Genomic DNA, 16,800 nt, shown 5'->3' with positions numbered 1-16,800 from the left:
CCAACCCGGCCCGCCCCAGGGCTGGCCGGGCACACCCTGTCAGCGTTGCCAACAAGGAGTAGTTGTCATGAAGCAACAATGGGAAAGGCTCGAAGCCTGGCTCAAGGCCAACAACCCCGCACTACTGGCCGACCTCAATCCCCCCGCCACCGACGCCGAAATCCGCGAGCTGGAGCAGAAGCTCGGCGTGACTCTGCCTGCCGATTTTGTCGCGTGTCTGAAGGTGCATAACGGGCAGAGAGGCGAGGCAGATTGGTTGTTTGATGGCCTGGAGTTCATGTCGTCAAGGAAAATATTGAGGCGATGGAGCATTTGGCTGGACCTGTTGGAATCTGGTGACTTCAGTGACTGTGAAAGCCGGCCCTCCAGTGGGGTTAGAGATGCATGGTGGTCCGCAAAATGGATTCCATTTACTTACAATGGTTCGGGTGATCATTTGTGCCTGGACCTTGATCCCGCTGCTGGCGGGAAGTATGGACAGATTATTGAGGTCTGGCATGATCAGCCAGAGAGAACACTACAGGCGCCAGGATTCAGGGAGTGGTTTTCCGCTTACGTGGATTGCCTTGAGTAGACGGCCGAGGGATTAGCTATGTCAATTTCTATTGCTGAGCTTCGTGAGCAGCGGCTTCAGAAGCTGATGGATGACTGTCAGCAGCAGGTTGTTTCCCAAATTATTGGTCCTTTCGGACTCTCTGTGGCTATGTTTGCAGAGAGAGATAAGGATGGGGGGAACGTTACAACTGTTCATAACTTTGAGAAAGGTGTGACTGCTACTGAAGAGGATCAAATACTTTCAGATAGATTCCGTGAAACTGTTAGTAGTTATGATCGAAAAAATTATGAAGTTGGGCGGGGGGATTGGAAGGCTAAGCGTCAAGAGAAAATCGATAAGGGGGTCGATGATTATAGGGGGGTGAAAATATCATCTGCGGATGATGTTGATTTGGATCATGTCGTCCCTGTTAAGAAAATTGCGACAGATCCTCGTATTCACCTCGGTCTAGGTAAGGTTAAGGATGGTAAGGCTGATCTGAGTGAGATAAAGAAAGTTGTCAATGATGACAGGAATCTGGCTATCACCGATGGGGGGTTGAATAGCTCAAAAAAAGATCATGAGTTCGAGAAATGGTCTCAGAAAGTTAGGCCTGATGGCACTACTAATGAAAAGCACTTTGGGATTGATGCGGAATCCGCCAGAGAAGTAGTGAGCGCTGCTAATGAGCACTATGAGTCCAGCGCTAACTCTGCTTGGGAGAAGCAGAAGGCTGAGCTGCTTTCTACGGGGGCAGATCAAGCTATTCGAATGGGAATGCGTCAAGCCTTGGGCTTGCTGCTGACCGAGCTGGTCAACGGCCTGTTCAACGAGTTCAAGGTACTGATCAAGCAGGGCGTCGAGGCCGGCAAGACGCTGTTCGAGGAAATCCGCCAGCGCCTGGCGCGCGTCATCGAGTCGGTCGTCAAGAAGATCCCCGACGCGGTGGGGCAGATGTTCCAGGGCGGCATCAGCGGCTTCATGAGCAACCTGCTGACCTTCCTGATCAACAACTTTCTCTCCACCGCCAAGCGCTTCGTCACCGTGATCCGCGAGGGCCTGCTCGGCCTGTTCCGCGCCTTCAAGATGATCTTCTTCCCGCCCAAGCACATGACCGGCGATCAGGCTCTGCAGGAAGGGCTGAAGATCCTGACCACCGTGGTGATCACCGCGGTCGGCCTGCTGCTCAACGAGACGGTGGCCACCTTCATGGCGACCGTGCCCTTCCTCAAGCCCTTCGCGGACCTGATCACGCCGGTGCTGATCGGCATCATGACTGGTCTGCTGTCGGCCTTCCTTGCCTACCAGATCGATTGCATGTTCGATCGTATGGGGCCTTCCTTCGACGAGAAAATGCTGGATTCGCTGATTTCGAACTCGGGAAAGCATGATGAGTATGCAGGGGCCTTGATCGACTCGGTCAATAGCGGTCTGAGGAATATCGAGTTGTACAACCAGGCGATCGTCAGTTACCAGCGGGTTGGTGAAAGCTATGGTCGGTCGGCCTTGTATGGTGCGTCGACGCTGAGTAGCTTGCGTTCATCTCTTGAATCGCGGGTTGCGCTGAATACAGAGATCGACGAAACCATGGCGCTGGTGGAGGAAAGGAAAATTAAGCTGCGGAATTGGCTCGATAACAAAGGGAAGGTTTGAGATGGGAAGCTTTGACGAAAAATCACTCGTGGTGGTGAACGCTTTTTCAAAAGTGGATATTCCTAAGGACGTGTTCGAGTCCAGCAAGCTGCATGAGCTTGTTTCGGGAATCCAGAGTGATCGCAAAACGGTGATTTCGGACGTCGAGCGGATCGAGAGGCTACGTAGAGAGGTTTCTGATGGGAACTTCGTTTCCAACCTGGTGAAAGGGAGAAAAGGCAAGCTCCAGGATGCTCAGCTAGATCTTAATTCTTCCATCGGTAGCTTGACAGAGAGATCTAGCCAGCTTTTGGTGTTGAATACTGCAATTTCAAAGCTATTGATGGATCAGCAGGAAATGCTGATTCGCCAGCAGAAATCTCTTGAGAAGCAGGCTGCTGAAATTGAAAAGCAAAATAAAGAGATTGCGGAGCATCAGCGAGCGCTGAGCGAGCAGCAGGATAAGACTGATAAAGTCACGAAAGGCTTGCTTGAACTTACGGATTTAACCTCTGAGCAGGCAGTTCAATTGATCGACTGTGTCGATCGCGTCGAGACAGCAGAGGCCCGCCTTGAGCATGCTAATCGGGAGCTCAGAGTCGATCTTGAAAATAGATTCGAGGATGCTGTTTCTGTCTGCTTGAAGCGCCTGAAAGAGATCTCTGATGGTCTATCGGGCGATTATTCAAAATTGTCGCAAACCCTCCGGAGTGAGCTTCAATCCAGTCTCCGTAGCGCAGACGAGAAACTTTCTGCGCAAGCGCTGGCGGCTGAGCAGTTCGGCAGGGCGCTCGCTCAACGTCAGGCTGAGTTCGAGCAGCAGCTGACCAGCGCATTCTCTACTCAATCGCAGCATGCTCAGGCTGAATTGGCACGTTTTGCCAGCGAAACCACCGAGTTCAAGGCTCACATCGAGCAGCAGCTGCAGGCGCATATTCAGACTGTGCTGGAGAAAACAGCTGCTCAGGATGCCGCCGCCCAGCAACTGCGCGAAGCCATCTCTGCCCAGCTGAAAAAGTTCCAGCAGGACATGGTTTCGGCCGTGGAGCAGAAAGTGCTGGCACTGCGCGAGACGGTAAAAGGCGTCGAGCTGAAGCAGGAAACCGCCCAGCAGGAGCATACCCAGGCGCTGGAGGCACAGCGCGAATCGCTGGAGCGCAACCTTCAACACCTGTCTGCCGACCTGAGCGGCAAGGCTGAAGCGCTGAAGAACGCCGAGACCCAGCTGGTCGCACTGCAGGCAGAACAGCAGAAAGGCGCCAGCAGCAATCGTCTGGCTCTGGCCGCGGTCGCCTGCCTGGCTCTGGCCTCGCTGGGCTGGCAAGCCGCGCAACACTTCGCCCTTCTCTGAGGGCTGTGAGCGTCGCCGGAGTTCATCAGTGGGCTCTGGCGATCAGCCGGCTATGATGATTTTCTGTGGCTGGGTTGTGGTTACTGTCTGCAGGGTGGTCGCAATGTAATCCTTGGAGCATGCGGCGACGATAGTCGAGGTAAATGGATGACCTGGTATCTGAACTTTATTGACCCTGGTAATGCAGGTGGGAGTGTCACGATTCCCGAGTCGCCGCCCAGGGTGCTGGCGCCCATCGTTTATGAATGCCCTCGCTGCGCGGCCCGGTTCGATAGCCCGGGGGAGCGCAGCGATCACTTTTTTGTCGCGCACCCTTACCGCAAGCCTGCTCTTTTGCTGCGGGGAGTGGAGCTGAGTAGCACGGGGACGGTCATCACTGAGCCGACCCGGGCTGCCGACTGGTTGTTGACCAGTTGCGGGGGTGTGAGTCTGAACGGTATGGCGATCCAGCCAGCGAAGCTTTTCAGCCAGCTGGCGGAGCTTCGTCAGGGTTTTCATGTGCTGGAGCTGAGTAACCGGGACGCCAGGGAGCGCTTCGAGCTGAGCTTCAGCATCCCGGAAGTTGAAGAGCTGCGGCGTCTTGAAGACGTCTTCAGCATGTTGTTTACCGATAACGAGCTGAGCGTCGATGACATCCGGCGTTTTGCCGAGGCCTGCGCGCCCCTGGCAACGGCCAGAACTTATCTCGAAGGCGTTTGCCAGTACCTCTACGGGGTGTTGGCCAAGGATCAGCGTGGCGACACCCAGCTCAGCCACGCCCAGTACAAGGAGCGTTTCAATCGAGCGCTGGAGGCCTTGCGCCATGTGAACAGGCCTATGGCCGGCACGATCCGCGCGATTATCAACTTCTCATTTAACAGCTTTGCGCAGCCGGCTGGCCTGCAACATGCGCCCGCGTTGGCATCGGCTGCCGGTCGCTTCGCAGCATTGACCGGCAAGTCGCCGTCGTTGCCTTTGCCTGCCAATCATGAGGCTCAGGCCCGCTTGCCTATCGATCATGCAACCGATCAGCTTCTGCGTTGGATAGCACTGTCGGGCGAGCGGATGGCTGAAGAGCTGAATGACCTGCGACGTGCTTGTGAAAGCGGCCTCTGGACGGCAGAGGATCGTACCAAGGCAACGGTGCTTTGGCTGGATCGGGCTTGCTCTCTCAGGCCGGAGGATGAGGTCAGGCGTATGGCGCGCAGCCTGTTGAATGATCCGATCTTTGCTGCCTACGCCGAACAGGTGTTGGAGAACATGACACGATGAATGACGAGACAAGAAAGCCTTCGGGTATCCCGATTTACAACAAGTCCACGGGAACGCGCGAAATTGGCCAGGTAGCCAAACGTCAGGACGCCAATGTTCAGCCCGCGGCTGGGCAGGAGCCTGTAGCCCCGACTGAGCCAGAAAGTGGAGCAGAGGAGGTCACGGCGGAAAGTGCCTCTGCAAAGGTGAGTGGCAAAGAAAAGGATAAGGATCAGCAAAAGATCGAGAGCCTGGCTGACTTCCTCGTGCATTTTTATGCTGGCAAGACAAAGACCCTGGGTGATGCAACGCTGCGCAAGGTGGTTAAGAACGCACGCATCGATGAGATCAAGCGTTACGAACTGCTGGCGCTTGCGGAAGAGAGCGATCCAACCCTGGAAAAAAGCCTCAATTTGATGCTGTTGGCCGCGGATTTGAGCGGGTATCGGAGCGTTGAGGACCCGTTGCGCTTCTTTGCCGCCGAGATCGGGCGACGGGTCCAGGGGCAGGGGAAGCTCTCATTGGAGAGCTGGCTGCCGCGGACTTCGGAGGATGGGTTGGGCTTCGAGGCGATGGCTGCCGAAGCCCGTGAGGCGGCTCGGAAGGTCGCCGAGTCCGAGGTCGCCTCTGCTGACAAGAAGAAAGCGCTGAAGCGGCTGGAGTGCGGTTTTTATCTGGCCTGCCAATGGCGCTTCTACCTGGGCGCGTCCCCGCGCGAGCTGGTGGGAGTTCTGCGCCGACGTTTCTTTGAACCCAATCTGTTTTATCGCGAGCGCGGCGATGGTTTGATTCGCCTGCTTGCCAGTCAGCCGTTCGGCGACGCGCCGGGGCTGGCCTGGCTGCTCGACGATCAGGCTCGCCAGGTTCAGCAGGCTGAAGCACGTGCTGATCAGCTGGAGCGCGAGTTGCGCCAGCTGGAGGTAGTGAAAAGCCAGGTCGAGGAAGAGTTCAAGGCGCGTGAAGCGTTGCTGGCCGAGCAGGGTGAGCAGCTGCGCGAGTTGCAGGCGCAGCTGGAGACGGCGAGGGAGCAGTCGCGTATTCAGGGCGTGCATTCAAATGACGATCTGTCGCGTTTGCGCGGGCAGGTTTTGCGGCTGTTCGATAGCGAACTGCCGGTACTTCAGGATGTGCTTACCGCACTGGAGCGCGATCCGCCCAAGGTCGGGGTAGCTCGCGAGTATCTGGGCAGTGTGGTCGAGAACCTGAGCAAGGAAATCAGTCGTATCAAGGGATAGTAACGATGGCGATCTACGGTTTTGACTTTGGCACAACCAACAGCCTGATATCGGTCATCGAAGGTGATCGGTGCATTTCGTTCACGGATAGTGGTCTGCCCCATCCTTCGGTGGTGTGCTACGACGGCGATGACGTGATCGTCGGCCGCAAGGCGCGAGAACGCTTGGCCAGCGCTGGGCTTGGCGTGATCGGCAATGTGGTGCGCTCGCCGAAAACCTTGTTGGGCAAGCATTCGGTGCATGTCGATGGAGTCAGCCGTAGCCCGCGGCAAATGGTAGCGGATATCGTCCGCTTCGTGACGGCGCACGCCGAAGACGAGCGACTGGCTGATTACAGCCGCGCGGTGGTGACCATTCCGGTCGACATGAATGGCGAGCGCCGGCGAGACCTGCGCGAGGCGTTTCGCCTGGCGGGGGTGACGATCGACCAGTTCGTGCATGAGCCGCTTGCCGCTCTTTACGGGCATTTACGCACGCTGCCCGACTTTGACAGCGAGATCCGCCGGCTGGATCGCCAGTACATGCTGGTTTTCGACTGGGGCGGCGGTACGCTCGATCTGACGTTGTGCCAACTGGTCGATGGCTATCTGGTGCAGATCGCCAACCACGGCTGCAGCCATTTGGGTGGCGATGTGATCGATGAGTCGATCATGCATGAGGTGGAGCGCCGACACTGTGCAAGGCATGCGCAACTGGAAAGCGTTGGAGTTGCGACCGATGCCCAGAAGCGGCTGCTGGCGCGTGCCGAGCGGGCCAAGATCGAGTTGTCGACCAAGAGTCAGGCGCAGATCTATGTGCCGAATTACTTCCGTACAGAGGAGGGTGATCCTGACCTTGACTACGTGCTACCGCGTGAGGAGCTCGAGGAGATCGTCAATGCCAAGTTGACGGAAGGCCTGCAGATGATCGCCGCTTTGCTCGCCACGGTGGATTTCGAGCCTGCCGATATCAGCCTGTGCCTGGCCACGGGCGGTATGGTCAACATGCCGTTGATCAAGACCCGGCTGTTGGAAATGTTCGGTCCACAGCGACTCTGCGTGTCGGACCGCGGCCAGTTGATCATTTCCGAGGGGGCCGCCTGGATCGCCCATGATCGGGCCAATCTGCTGTTGGCCAAGAATATCGAGCTGGCGCTGGCGCGTGATACTCGGCATATGGCGATCAAGGCGGGCTCGGAAATGCCTCGCGAAGGTTCGATTCAACAGGCCGAGCGGCTCAACCTGTACTGCACCGACCCGCGGGATGGCGTGGCGAAGATCCAGCTGGAAGTCCCCGCTCGCCGGCATGGTCGGTATGTGCAGGCCAGTGACTCACGCAACAGTCTGGCCAGCCTCAGCGTCAAGGTGGACGAGAAGAGCGCCCGGCTGTTCGAGCGGATCGAGCTGGATATGCGGGTTGATGAGAACCTCATTCTCAAGGTCGATGCGCGCTCAACCGTTGCCAATGATCACGACGCAACCGAGATCCATAACCTGGAGTTCGGACTGAGTCTCGGCGGGTTGAGTGGCAAGGGACAGTACCTGGGAGATGCTTCTGTAAAAAAGCCTAAAGACCGGAGCTCCAGCGACCATAAGGGTGCGGTGTTGCTTCGGTCGAATCTGGCTCTTCGTGAGGACAAGTCCCTGGTGCCTGGGGAGTATCTGCATGAGGTGCAGAAGCAAACACCGTACACGCGAGTCCCCCTTACGCCATTGCAGGATCGGGAAAAGCTCTACTACGCGCCCTGCAGCGGGTGTGGGCGGCGTAGCAATGATCCTCTCTGCAAGTGTGGCAGTGGTGGGACCGGAAATTTCCGTCGGGTGGTTTTCGATTTTTGATTTGGCTCCCGCAGGCTGCGGGACGTGACAGGTGAGCGATTCAGGATGAGCAAGAAGATCAGTGGTGCCGAGTACCCGCTGGCGAAGATTTTCAGTTCCGAGTTCGACTATGTGATCCCACCGTACCAGCGCCCCTATGCCTGGACGCGGGATCAAGCCGGTGAGCTATTCGACGATCTGTACGACTTCTTCGAGAAGGAGGCCGAGGACAGTTACTTCCTCGGTTCCATTGTGCTGATCAAGGACGAGGGCAAGCCGCTGGCCGAGGTGATCGATGGTCAGCAGCGCCTGACTACCTTGACCATCCTGCTGGCGACGTTGACCTCGCGGTTGAGCGGTGACAATCACTCGGCGTTCTACAGCTTCATTCGCGAGCCGGGAAACATTGCCCTGAAGCTCAACCCCAAGCCACGTCTGGCACTGCGCGAGCGGGACAGGGCCTTTTTTTCGGAGTATGTGCAGGGACTCAAGTTCGCGGCTCTGGCCGATATCGACCCTGCTCGGCTGGACAACGAGTCGCAGCGCAACATCCAAGGTAATGCCGGCCTGCTGCTGCAGCGCATGGAGCAGCGCTTTGCCGGAGATGAGGCGCGGCTGGTGGAGTTCGGCTCCTTCCTGCTGATGCGCTGCTTCCTGGTGGCGGTGACCACTCCCAGCCAGCAGTCGGCGTTCCGAGTGTTCTCGGTGCTGAACAATCGTGGCCTGGATCTGCTGCCGACCGACATCATCAAGGCCGAGGTGATCGGCAAGCTGCCGGAGGAGCAGCGCGACGATTTCAACGAGCGCTGGGAGGAACTGGAGGTCGCTACCGGCCGCGATGGCTTCACCGAGCTGTTCAGCCATATCCGCATGATCTACGCCCGCTTCAAGGCGCGGCGCATGTTGCTGGAGGAGTTCCGCGAGCATGTGCTGACTCGAGTCAGCTCGTCGGAGGCGCTGATCGACAAGGTGGTGGAGCCCTACGCCAAGGCGTATCTGATTGCCAAGAACGCGCAGTACGTTTCCACCAGCAGCGCCGAGAGGATCAATGAGCTATTCACCTGGTTGAACCGGATCGACAACTCCGACTGGCTGCCGGTGGCGATCGCCTTCCTGGCCCGTAATGGCGGTGATGCGGCGGTGGTACTGGATTTCGTCACTCGTCTGGAGCGTCTGGCGGCCTACCTGCACGTGACTGCGAAGAACGTGAACCAGCGGATCGAGCGTTACGCATTGGTGCTGGAGGATCTCGACAAGGGGATTCTCGACGATCGTATCGAACTGGCGCCGGCCGAGTGCGAGGAGATGCTCCGGGCGTTGAATGGCAACGTCTACGAGATGACGGCGCGCCGGCGCAATTACCTGATTCTACGCCTGGACTCCTTCGTCTCGGCGATGGCGGCCAACTACACGCCGAACGTGCTGACCATCGAGCACGTGCTGCCTCAGACTGTCGATCCGAGCAGCGACTGGGCTTTGACCTGGCCGGATGCTGACGAGCGTGCGCGCTGGCTGCATCGCCTGGCCAACCTGGTGCCGCTGACCCGCGCGCGCAATTCCCGGGCGCTGAACTATGACTTCGACCGGAAGAAGTCGGCGTACTTCGCCGGGAGTAGCGGGGTCACCACCTATGCGCTGACCAGCCAGGTGCTGCATGCGGACAGCTGGACGCCGGAGGTGGTTGCTGCGCGGCAGGAGGCTTTGCTGGAGGTGCTGCGGGGGAGCTGGCGACTGGGCTGAAGCGGCAGGAATACTTGGTAACGTAAAAATTGCACGCTAACGCGCAGAGTGTTAGCGTGCGGAAATTATGTTAGTAGCGGTGCTTTCATGCTGCAAGCAGAGATCGAACGTTACCTGCAGGATGTGCTTGGCCTCAAGATGGCCATCCAACCGTGGAAGGACGCTGAGAAGCTGCCGTTCTATCTGCAGGATGCTTACGAGTTCAGTTCCCTGGAGATACTGGAGCACCCGTATGTGCTGATGCAGGCTCGAGATGAGATCGGCACGGCAAGCGAACTGCGCAAGCGGATGGAGACACTGGGTCGCTTGACCGGGGCGGTGGGGATTTATGCGATTTCTGCGCTGAGCTCCCATGAGCGCAAACGATTGATCGAGCAACATGTGCCGTTCATCGTGCCGGGGAACCAGTTGTATTTGCCTGATCTTGGGCTCGATTTGCGGGAGTATTTTCGTCAGCGGCGCGAATCGCCGGACAAGAGGCTGAGTCCGGCTACTCAAGTCTTGTTGATTCGTGCCTTGCTGCAGCCTTGGCAGGAGGAGATTCATCTCGCCGAGCTTGCTGAGCATCTGGGTTATACGGCTATGACGCTCTCGCGAGCGGGTAAGGAGCTTGAAGCTGCCGGTCTGGTTCAGGCAGTGGGCAAGGGGCGCTCGCGTTGGCTTCGTTTCCAGGTCGGCAATCCGCGATCGGTCTGGCAAGCGGCATTGTCTCTGTTGCGCGATCCAGTGAGAAAACGTGTCTGGGTATCGCCGGAGTCTCTGAATTTCGGGCCGTTTCCGTTGGCAGGGGAAAGCGCCCTGGCACGCCTGACCATGTTGGCTGATCCGGCTATCCCCGTGTATGCCATCAGTACCGAGCAGTGGAAGCTGATGCAGCAGAAAGGCATTCAGGTGCTACCAGGAGGGGAGCCGGAAGCACTACAGCTGCAGATATGGCGTTACCCCCCAGTGCATTACCAATCCGGGTCTGTCGTTGACCCCTTGTCGTTGATTTTGAGCTTGCAGGCAGAGCACGACGACCGTGTCCGGCAGGCTGTGGAAGAGCTTGAGGAGCAATTGCCGTGGTAAGGGGACTGGATATTTTTCGCCAGCATTTCGCCGGCTTTACTGATCGCTATGTGCTGATCGGCGGTGTGGCGGCGGCACTGGCCATGAATGAGGCTGACCTCCCTTTCCGGGCCACCAAGGATCTGGACCTGGTGCTGATCGTCGAGGCGTTGGACGCCAGCTTCGGCGAGCATTTCTGGCGCTTCATCGAGGCCGGTGGTTATGAGATCCGCCAAAAAAGCGATGGGCAGCCGCAGTTCTATCGCTTCCAGAAGCCGACCAACCCCAGTTATCCCGTCATGCTGGAGCTGTTCTCCCGAGCCCCGGATGGTCTGCAGCTGCATGCTCAGGCCCATCTGACGCCGATCCCACTGGATGAGGCGGTTTCCAGCCTTTCGGCCATTCTGCTGGATGACAAGTACTATGAATTCATCGTGGCGGGGCGGCGGACGTCGGGCGATGTGACATGGGTCGATGCCGACCGGCTGATTCCGCTGAAGGCGCATGCCTGGCTCGATCTGAGCGCTCGTAGACAAGCAGGCGAGGGAGTTGATAGCCGCAATGTCAGCAAACATCTCGCCGATGTCCTGCGCTTGAGTCAGCTGTTGTCGCCTGACGAGCGTGTTGAGTTGCCTGAGCGGGTTGCCGTGGACTTCCAGCGCTTCCTCGAGCTGCTGCCGGAGCAGGCGCTTGACTTGAAGTCCCTGAATCTAGGCCGGATCACGCTGCCTGTGCTGATCGACCGGCTGCGAGCGGTTTATGGACTTGGTCAGTAATGAAAGTCCTGGCCAATCAATTAAGTACTTTAATTTCAATAGGTTGTGGCCGTTCGTTGGCCAGGGTAAAAAATTTTACCTTGGCTCCTGGTTGTTAACGGTAAGCCCGGCAGATGGATGAGCGTGTGTTATGAAAGTGATCGAGGCCTTGAGCAAAAGCCTGCGGGGGGCTGCGCAGTACAACGCAAGCGCCCAGGCCGCCCCTGCGGCGATTCTGTGGCCGGATAAGGAGCGGGAATGGCTGCCGGTATTGGGACAGTTGCAGGCGGTGTTGCCTGAGTTGTTCTGCCTGGGCGACTACGCTCCCGAGCGACGCCAGGGACCGGCGGTGTGGCTCAAGTGCGTGATTGCCGGAACCTTGCCGGAGGGTGTCACGCCGGAGGGTGTCACGCCGATTCTCTATCTGCCGGGTGTCAGCCGTCAGGATCTGCGGGCGATTGCGTCCTGCCCGATCGAGCTGCAACCGCTGGCCGAGTTGCAGTATCGCGGTACGTTGTGGAGTCAGGTCAACGCCCGTGACTGGACGGCCAATGCCTTTCTGGTAACTGCCAAGGGCGGCCTGGCGCTGGATGTGGCGCAGGATGCGAAGACCCAGCAGGCCTTGTTGCGTGCTCTGGAAGCCATTCTCGACTGCGAGATCAGTCAGCTGCAGGGACGGCGCCTGGAGGCCAGCGATTTCAATCAGTTGCTGACAACCGATCCGGTGCGCGACCTGCTGACCTGGTTGAGCAATGCCAAGGTTGTGCAAGGTGATTGGGTAGGGCCACGCTGGGAGGCCTTCTGTGGTGTCTGCCAGAGCGAGTTCGGTTTCCATCCCGAGCGCGACGGCGAGCTGGTAGCGGCCGAGCGGCTGTGTGCCCGTCAGGGAGCATGGGCGAAGGTGTGGCAACGCTTTGTCGAGAATCCCCTGCCTTATGCCCGTTTGTCCAAGGTGCTGGCGCTGGTGCAGCCGGATCTTGCCGCGGATGTCGAGGGCTATCCGAGCGTCAATCAGCAGGACGAGGAGCGCCTGGAAAGTGACTTGCAGGCAGGCTGCGCCATGGCGCCGGCGGCATTGCGCAAGCATCTGCTGGCTCTGGATGAGCAGCACGGTCCCCGGCGCACCTGGATCTGGGCGGAGCTGGGTATGGCTCCTCTGGCCCTGCTGCTGGAGCCTCTGGTGCAGATAGCTCATCTGGCCGGCTCGCCATTGTCCGGTGCTACGGTAGAAGAGATGGCCAGGCATTACCGTGAACAGTACTGGCAGGTGGATGACGCGGCTTTGCGTGCATTGGCGCAAGCGCGAGAGGTAAAGATCCAGACGCTGGTGCAGTCACTGCTGGACATCCTCTATACCCCCTGGCTGCACGAGACGGCACTCAATTTCCAGGATCTGGTGCGCAACCAAGGGTATCCGGGTAGCCAAGGGGTCAACGAGGCCGTGAGTGGCTATCAGGCAAGCGGCGAAGTGGTCTTCTTTGTTGATGGCCTGCGCTTTGATATCGCCCAGCGCCTGCTGCAGCGTCTGCAATCCTTCGGTGAGGTGCGCCAGACGTTCAACTGGTCGGCTTTGCCCTCGGTTACTGCAACGGCCAAGGCGGCAGTGATGCCGATTCATGCCCAGGTAACCGGACGTAGCAGCGATGCTGACTTCCAGCCCAGCCTGTTGACAGAAGACAAGCCGCTGTCGAGCCATTATGCCCGCAAGCTGATGGAAGAGGCCGGCTGGCAGGTGTTGGATGCGTCCGAGACGGGGAGTCCGGCGGGCAAGGCCTGGGTGCAGACTGGAGACATTGATGGGGAAGGGCATGCTCGCCAGGTCAAGCTGGCCAGCCGTATCGATGCGTTGCTCGACGAAGTGGCGGCGCGTGTCGAGGAGTTACTGCAGGCGGGCTGGCGCAAGATACGCCTGGTGACTGATCACGGTTGGCTGCTGACGCCGCAGCCGATGAGCAAGGTAGAGTTGGCCAAGCATCAAACCGACAGCCGCTGGGCTCGTTGTGCCGAGATCAAGGAGAGCGGGCAGGTGGGGCTGCCGACAGTGAACTGGCATTGGAGTCCCGAGGTGACCATCGCGGTTCCTCCTGGCGCCAGCGCGTTCCAGGCTGGAAATCATTATGGCCATGGTGGTTTGAGCCTGCAGGAGTGTCTGACTCCGGTGATCGAGGTGATCAACACGCGCCCACCGCATAAGGCCTTGGCCAAGGCCCGCATCACAAAGTCGCGTTGGGTAGGGTTGACCTGCAAGGTCGAGATCGAAAGCGAAGCGCCGGGCTTGTCTGCTGACTTGCGTACCAGTCCAGCGGATGCTGATAGCTCGATTGTGCGAGCCAAGGCTTTGAAGGACGGCAAGTGCAGCCTGATGGTGGCGGACGAGGACCTGCAAGGTTCTGCAGCGGTTTTGGTGGTGGTTGATGACGCCGGTACTGTGCTGGCCAAGCAGGCGACAGTGGTAGGAGAGGATGCGTGATGGAGCTTGATGCGCTGGATGTGAAGGCGGCTGAAGTTCTCGAAGGCTATATCGTGCGCAAGGATCTGGTGCGTACCTTTGCCCGCCAGTTTCCGGTACCGACCTATGTGGTGGAGTTCATGCTTGGGCGCTACTGCGCCAGTACTGATCCGAACGAGATCGAGGAGGGGATCGAGATCGTCGAGCGCCAGCTCTCGTCGCGCACTGTGCGCGCAGGCGAGGAAGAGCTGTTCAAGGCGCGGGCTTACAAGAACGGCACAGTCAAACTCATCGATCTGGTCAGTGCGCGCTTCAGCCAGAAGGACAATGGCTATCTGGCCACGCTGCCTAGCATCCAACTCACCAACGTACGCATCGCCGACAGGCTGGTGGACGACAACGAGCGTTTGCTGACTGGGGGCTTCTACGCCGAGGTCACCCTCGAGTACGACGCTGCCATTGCCGAAGAGCGTGGCAATCCGTTTGGCATCCAGGATATCCGTCCGATCCAGCTCTCCAAGCGCGATGTGCTGGACAGCCTGGGAGCCGCTCGCCAGGCCTTCACGACCGAGCAGTGGAAGGAATTTCTGCTGCGCTCGATTGGCCTGGAGCCTGATCGGCTCGACAGCCGGGCCAAGGATGCCTTGCTGCTGCGCATGGTTCCCTTCGTCGAGCGCAACTACAACTTGGTCGAGCTGGGGCCGCGCGGTACCGGCAAGAGTCACCTGTTCCAGCAGATCTCCCCCTATGCGCATCTGATTTCCGGCGGCAAGGCGACTATCGCCAAGATGTTCGTCAACAATGCCAGCGGACAGCGCGGCCTGGTCTGCCAGTACGATGTAGTGTGCTTCGACGAGATCAGTGGCATTTCCTTCGACACGAAGGAAGGCATCAACATCATGAAAGGGTACATGGAGTCCGGCGAGTTCAGCCGCGGCAAGGAAAGCATCCGTGCCGATGGCTCGCTGGTGTTCGTGGGCAACTTCGATGTCGATGTCGAGCACCAGCAGCGCGTGGGGCATCTGTTCGGACCCCTGCCGGCCGAGATGCGTGACGACACTGCCTGGATGGATCGCATCCATTGCTATCTGCCTGGCTGGGATGTGCCAAAGATGAATCGCGAACTGACCACCGACCACTTCGGCCTGGTCAGCGACTTCTTCTCCGAATGCCTGAGCCGTCTGCGTTACCAGAGCCGGGTCAGTGTCCTGCAGAACCGCGTACATCTGGGCGGAGCCCTCAGTGGCCGCGATACCAATGCGGTGAACAAGACCGTGTCCGGTCTGCTCAAGCTGCTCTATCCCGATGCCTCGACTCCGGTCAGCGATGAAGATCTGGAGTGGGCGGTGCGCCTGGCTCTGGAGGTGCGTCGTCGTGTCAAGGAGCAGCAGAAACGCATCGGCTCGGCCGAGTTCCGCAACACCCACTTCAGCTACTTCATCGGCGACGATGGCGTGGAAAAGTTCGTGGCCACGCCGGAGCTGCGTGCCGACAACGAGATTGGCGATGACCCGCTCGAACCTGGACAGATCTGGACGATCAGCGAGGGCGGGAGCGATATCGATGACAACGCAGGCCTATACCGGATCGAGGTCAATGAAGGTCCCGGATCGGGCGTCAAGATCCTCAACAATCCGGCGCCTGCCGCGTTCAAGGAATCGGTCCGTTACGCCGAGCAGAACCTCTATGCCCGCGCCGGCCAGCTGATCGGCGACCGCGACCCGCGGGCCCACGAGTTCACCATCCAGCTGCGTGCCTTTGATGCCGCCAAGCGTGGCTCCAAGCTGGGCGTTGCGGCGCTGATCTCTATGTGCAGTGCGCTGCTGAAAAAATCGGTGCGCGGCGGCCTGATCGTGGTTGGCGAAATCAACCTAGGTGGTTCCATCGAACCGATCCGCAATCCGGTCAGTATTGCCGAGCTAGCGGTTGAGAAGGGTGCTAGTACACTGCTGATGCCGGTGACGGCGCGGCGTCAGCTCTATGATTTGTCCGATGAGATGGCAACGAAGATCGATATCCAGTTCTATCAGGATGCTCGGGATGCGTTTTTGAAGGCGATTGTGGAGTGAGTTTTTAAGTTGGGGTGATCTTTATAAGGAGTTTTTGGTGTCTGTTAAGATTAAAAAAAGGATTTGTCCTTCAGAATGGTTTTCATTGGATAATTATAAAAATGTTTCTGACTTTGGAATTCTTGAATGGCGAAACGAGCTATTGCTAAGGGCTTTGATTTTAAAGTATTTGGGTGTTTCGGGGTTCAGTTTATTGAGTAGTTCCGTCTTGGCATGTGGCGTGAGTATTTCTGAGTTTGAGGGCTTCCTTAAGGTTTCAAGGGGACTTGTGACTGGTGGTTTTTTTCCTCGAGAGATTTCTGGTTATGCTCCACTTGGGACTGCGAAGATGAAGGATCTTAGGTTTCAAGCTTATCGTGATAAGGAGGCTTTTAATAGTGGTAGTGCAAGCCATGATCTTGTTGAGAGATGGAAGAAGGTTTTGCCAGTTGTTTTCTTGGAGAAAGACTTCCTTAGTACTATGGAGCTTGATATATCTATTGAGCATGAGGAGAAAATATTTTCTCCTCATTTGTTGAAGGTTAACTTGGGGGCTCCTGATTCCGTTCTTATTAAAGCTTTTTCTGACTGGATTTCATGTGCTAGAGCGAGCAGAAGCGGAGGGGGAGATCGAGGTTGTTAAGTCGCCAAGTACTGGCAGTAAAACGTATAGATTATGGAAGGATTATGGTGTTCTCCCCTATCTAGATTTGGTTATTTGGGCTGCGCAGGAAGATATTAAATTGCCTCTGGATTTTCTCGCCGAGGCGGTTGTTCCTTATAAAAGCTCGGGGCGTGAATTTATAGCAAAAACAACAATACCCAAGGCGCGCATTCTGATACAGGGCTTGGATTCTATAGAGTTGATCTGTTTTCATGAATTCGCCTCTAAAAAACCAACCGCCCTAGGTGTGTAGTCCCGGGATGAGGTGGTGCGGGTCAAGCTTGAAACAGTCCGGTGTTCGAGTCCAGGCATCACAGA

The 16,800-nt window shown here is 57.7% G+C and carries 13 protein-coding genes; all 13 read left to right on the top strand.

The features are described from left to right. Positions 1-67: 67 nt before the first annotated feature. Positions 68-574 (top strand): SMI1/KNR4 family protein, encoded by a 507-nt coding sequence (locus E5198_RS09415; RefSeq protein ID WP_136489740.1) that lies wholly within the window; start codon positions 68-70, stop codon positions 572-574. Positions 575-592: 18 nt separating this feature from the next. Then, positions 593-2,188, top strand: a complete 1,596-nt coding sequence (locus E5198_RS09410; protein ID WP_136489739.1) for a hypothetical protein — start codon at positions 593-595, stop codon at positions 2,186-2,188. Between the two features lies 1 nt (position 2,189). Next, positions 2,190-3,518, top strand: coding sequence for a hypothetical protein (locus E5198_RS09405; RefSeq protein WP_136489738.1), 1,329 nt, complete (start codon positions 2,190-2,192; stop codon positions 3,516-3,518). Positions 3,519-3,665: 147 nt separating this feature from the next. Further along, on the top strand, positions 3,666-4,769 hold the full coding sequence (locus E5198_RS09400) for a hypothetical protein (protein ID WP_136489737.1): 1,104 nt from the start codon (positions 3,666-3,668) through the stop codon (positions 4,767-4,769). Next, positions 4,766-5,983: a hypothetical protein gene (locus tag E5198_RS09395; RefSeq protein ID WP_136489736.1), complete on the top strand. Its 1,218-nt coding sequence runs from the start codon at positions 4,766-4,768 to the stop codon at positions 5,981-5,983. Before E5198_RS09400 ends, E5198_RS09395 begins: the two co-directional genes overlap by 4 nt. A 5-nt stretch (positions 5,984-5,988) precedes the next feature. Then, positions 5,989-7,800 carry an Hsp70 family protein gene (locus E5198_RS09390; RefSeq protein ID WP_136489735.1) on the top strand — a complete coding sequence of 604 codons (1,812 nt, stop codon included), beginning with the start codon at positions 5,989-5,991 and terminating at the stop codon, positions 7,798-7,800. A 45-nt stretch (positions 7,801-7,845) separates the two neighbouring features. Further along, positions 7,846-9,519 carry a DUF262 domain-containing protein gene (locus E5198_RS09385; protein WP_136489734.1) on the top strand — a complete coding sequence of 558 codons (1,674 nt, stop codon included), beginning with the start codon at positions 7,846-7,848 and terminating at the stop codon, positions 9,517-9,519. 87 nt (positions 9,520-9,606) lie between these two features. Beyond that, positions 9,607-10,587 (top strand): hypothetical protein, encoded by a 981-nt coding sequence (locus E5198_RS09380; RefSeq protein WP_136489733.1) that lies wholly within the window; start codon positions 9,607-9,609, stop codon positions 10,585-10,587. Continuing rightward, positions 10,581-11,342: a nucleotidyl transferase AbiEii/AbiGii toxin family protein gene (locus E5198_RS09375; protein WP_256659020.1), complete on the top strand. Its 762-nt coding sequence runs from the start codon at positions 10,581-10,583 to the stop codon at positions 11,340-11,342. The genes E5198_RS09380 and E5198_RS09375 overlap by 7 nt, the downstream gene beginning before the upstream one ends. Before the next feature lie 130 nt (positions 11,343-11,472). Continuing rightward, the gene (gene pglZ / locus E5198_RS09370) at positions 11,473-13,791 is read left to right on the top strand and encodes a BREX-1 system phosphatase PglZ type B (protein WP_136489731.1); all 2,319 of its coding nucleotides are present in this window, start codon (positions 11,473-11,475) and stop codon (positions 13,789-13,791) included. Further along, positions 13,791-15,839 carry a protease Lon-related BREX system protein BrxL gene (gene brxL / locus E5198_RS09365; RefSeq protein ID WP_136489759.1) on the top strand — a complete coding sequence of 683 codons (2,049 nt, stop codon included), beginning with the start codon at positions 13,791-13,793 and terminating at the stop codon, positions 15,837-15,839. The genes pglZ and brxL overlap by 1 nt, the downstream gene beginning before the upstream one ends. A 37-nt stretch (positions 15,840-15,876) precedes the next feature. Further along, positions 15,877-16,461: a hypothetical protein gene (locus E5198_RS09360; protein WP_136489730.1), complete on the top strand. Its 585-nt coding sequence runs from the start codon at positions 15,877-15,879 to the stop codon at positions 16,459-16,461. Further along, entirely contained in the window at positions 16,418-16,735 is a 318-nt protein-coding gene (locus E5198_RS22335) for a DUF6387 family protein (RefSeq protein WP_136489729.1), read from the top strand. Before E5198_RS09360 ends, E5198_RS22335 begins: the two co-directional genes overlap by 44 nt. Positions 16,736-16,800: the final 65 nt, after the last annotated feature.

Source organism: Pseudomonas sp. A-1 (genome assembly GCF_004801855.1).
Classification (GTDB): Bacteria; Pseudomonadota; Gammaproteobacteria; order Pseudomonadales; family Pseudomonadaceae; genus Geopseudomonas.
This window is presented reverse-complemented; position numbering and strand designations above follow the sequence as displayed.

What these genes read in the sequence shown, in the direction of transcription:
- E5198_RS09415 (WP_136489740.1), top strand. Translation starts at nt 68, where the DNA reads ATGAAGCAACAATGGGAAAGGCTCGAAGCCTGGCTCAAGGCCAACAAC.
- E5198_RS09410 (WP_136489739.1), top strand. Translation starts at nt 593, where the DNA reads ATGTCAATTTCTATTGCTGAGCTTCGTGAGCAGCGGCTTCAGAAGCTG.
- E5198_RS09405 (WP_136489738.1), top strand. Translation starts at nt 2,190, where the DNA reads ATGGGAAGCTTTGACGAAAAATCACTCGTGGTGGTGAACGCTTTTTCA.
- E5198_RS09400 (WP_136489737.1), top strand. Translation starts at nt 3,666, where the DNA reads ATGACCTGGTATCTGAACTTTATTGACCCTGGTAATGCAGGTGGGAGT.
- E5198_RS09395 (WP_136489736.1), top strand. Translation starts at nt 4,766, where the DNA reads ATGAATGACGAGACAAGAAAGCCTTCGGGTATCCCGATTTACAACAAG.
- E5198_RS09390 (WP_136489735.1), top strand. Translation starts at nt 5,989, where the DNA reads ATGGCGATCTACGGTTTTGACTTTGGCACAACCAACAGCCTGATATCG.
- E5198_RS09385 (WP_136489734.1), top strand. Translation starts at nt 7,846, where the DNA reads ATGAGCAAGAAGATCAGTGGTGCCGAGTACCCGCTGGCGAAGATTTTC.
- E5198_RS09380 (WP_136489733.1), top strand. Translation starts at nt 9,607, where the DNA reads ATGCTGCAAGCAGAGATCGAACGTTACCTGCAGGATGTGCTTGGCCTC.
- pglZ (WP_136489731.1), top strand. Translation starts at nt 11,473, where the DNA reads ATGAAAGTGATCGAGGCCTTGAGCAAAAGCCTGCGGGGGGCTGCGCAG.
- brxL (WP_136489759.1), top strand. Translation starts at nt 13,791, where the DNA reads ATGGAGCTTGATGCGCTGGATGTGAAGGCGGCTGAAGTTCTCGAAGGC.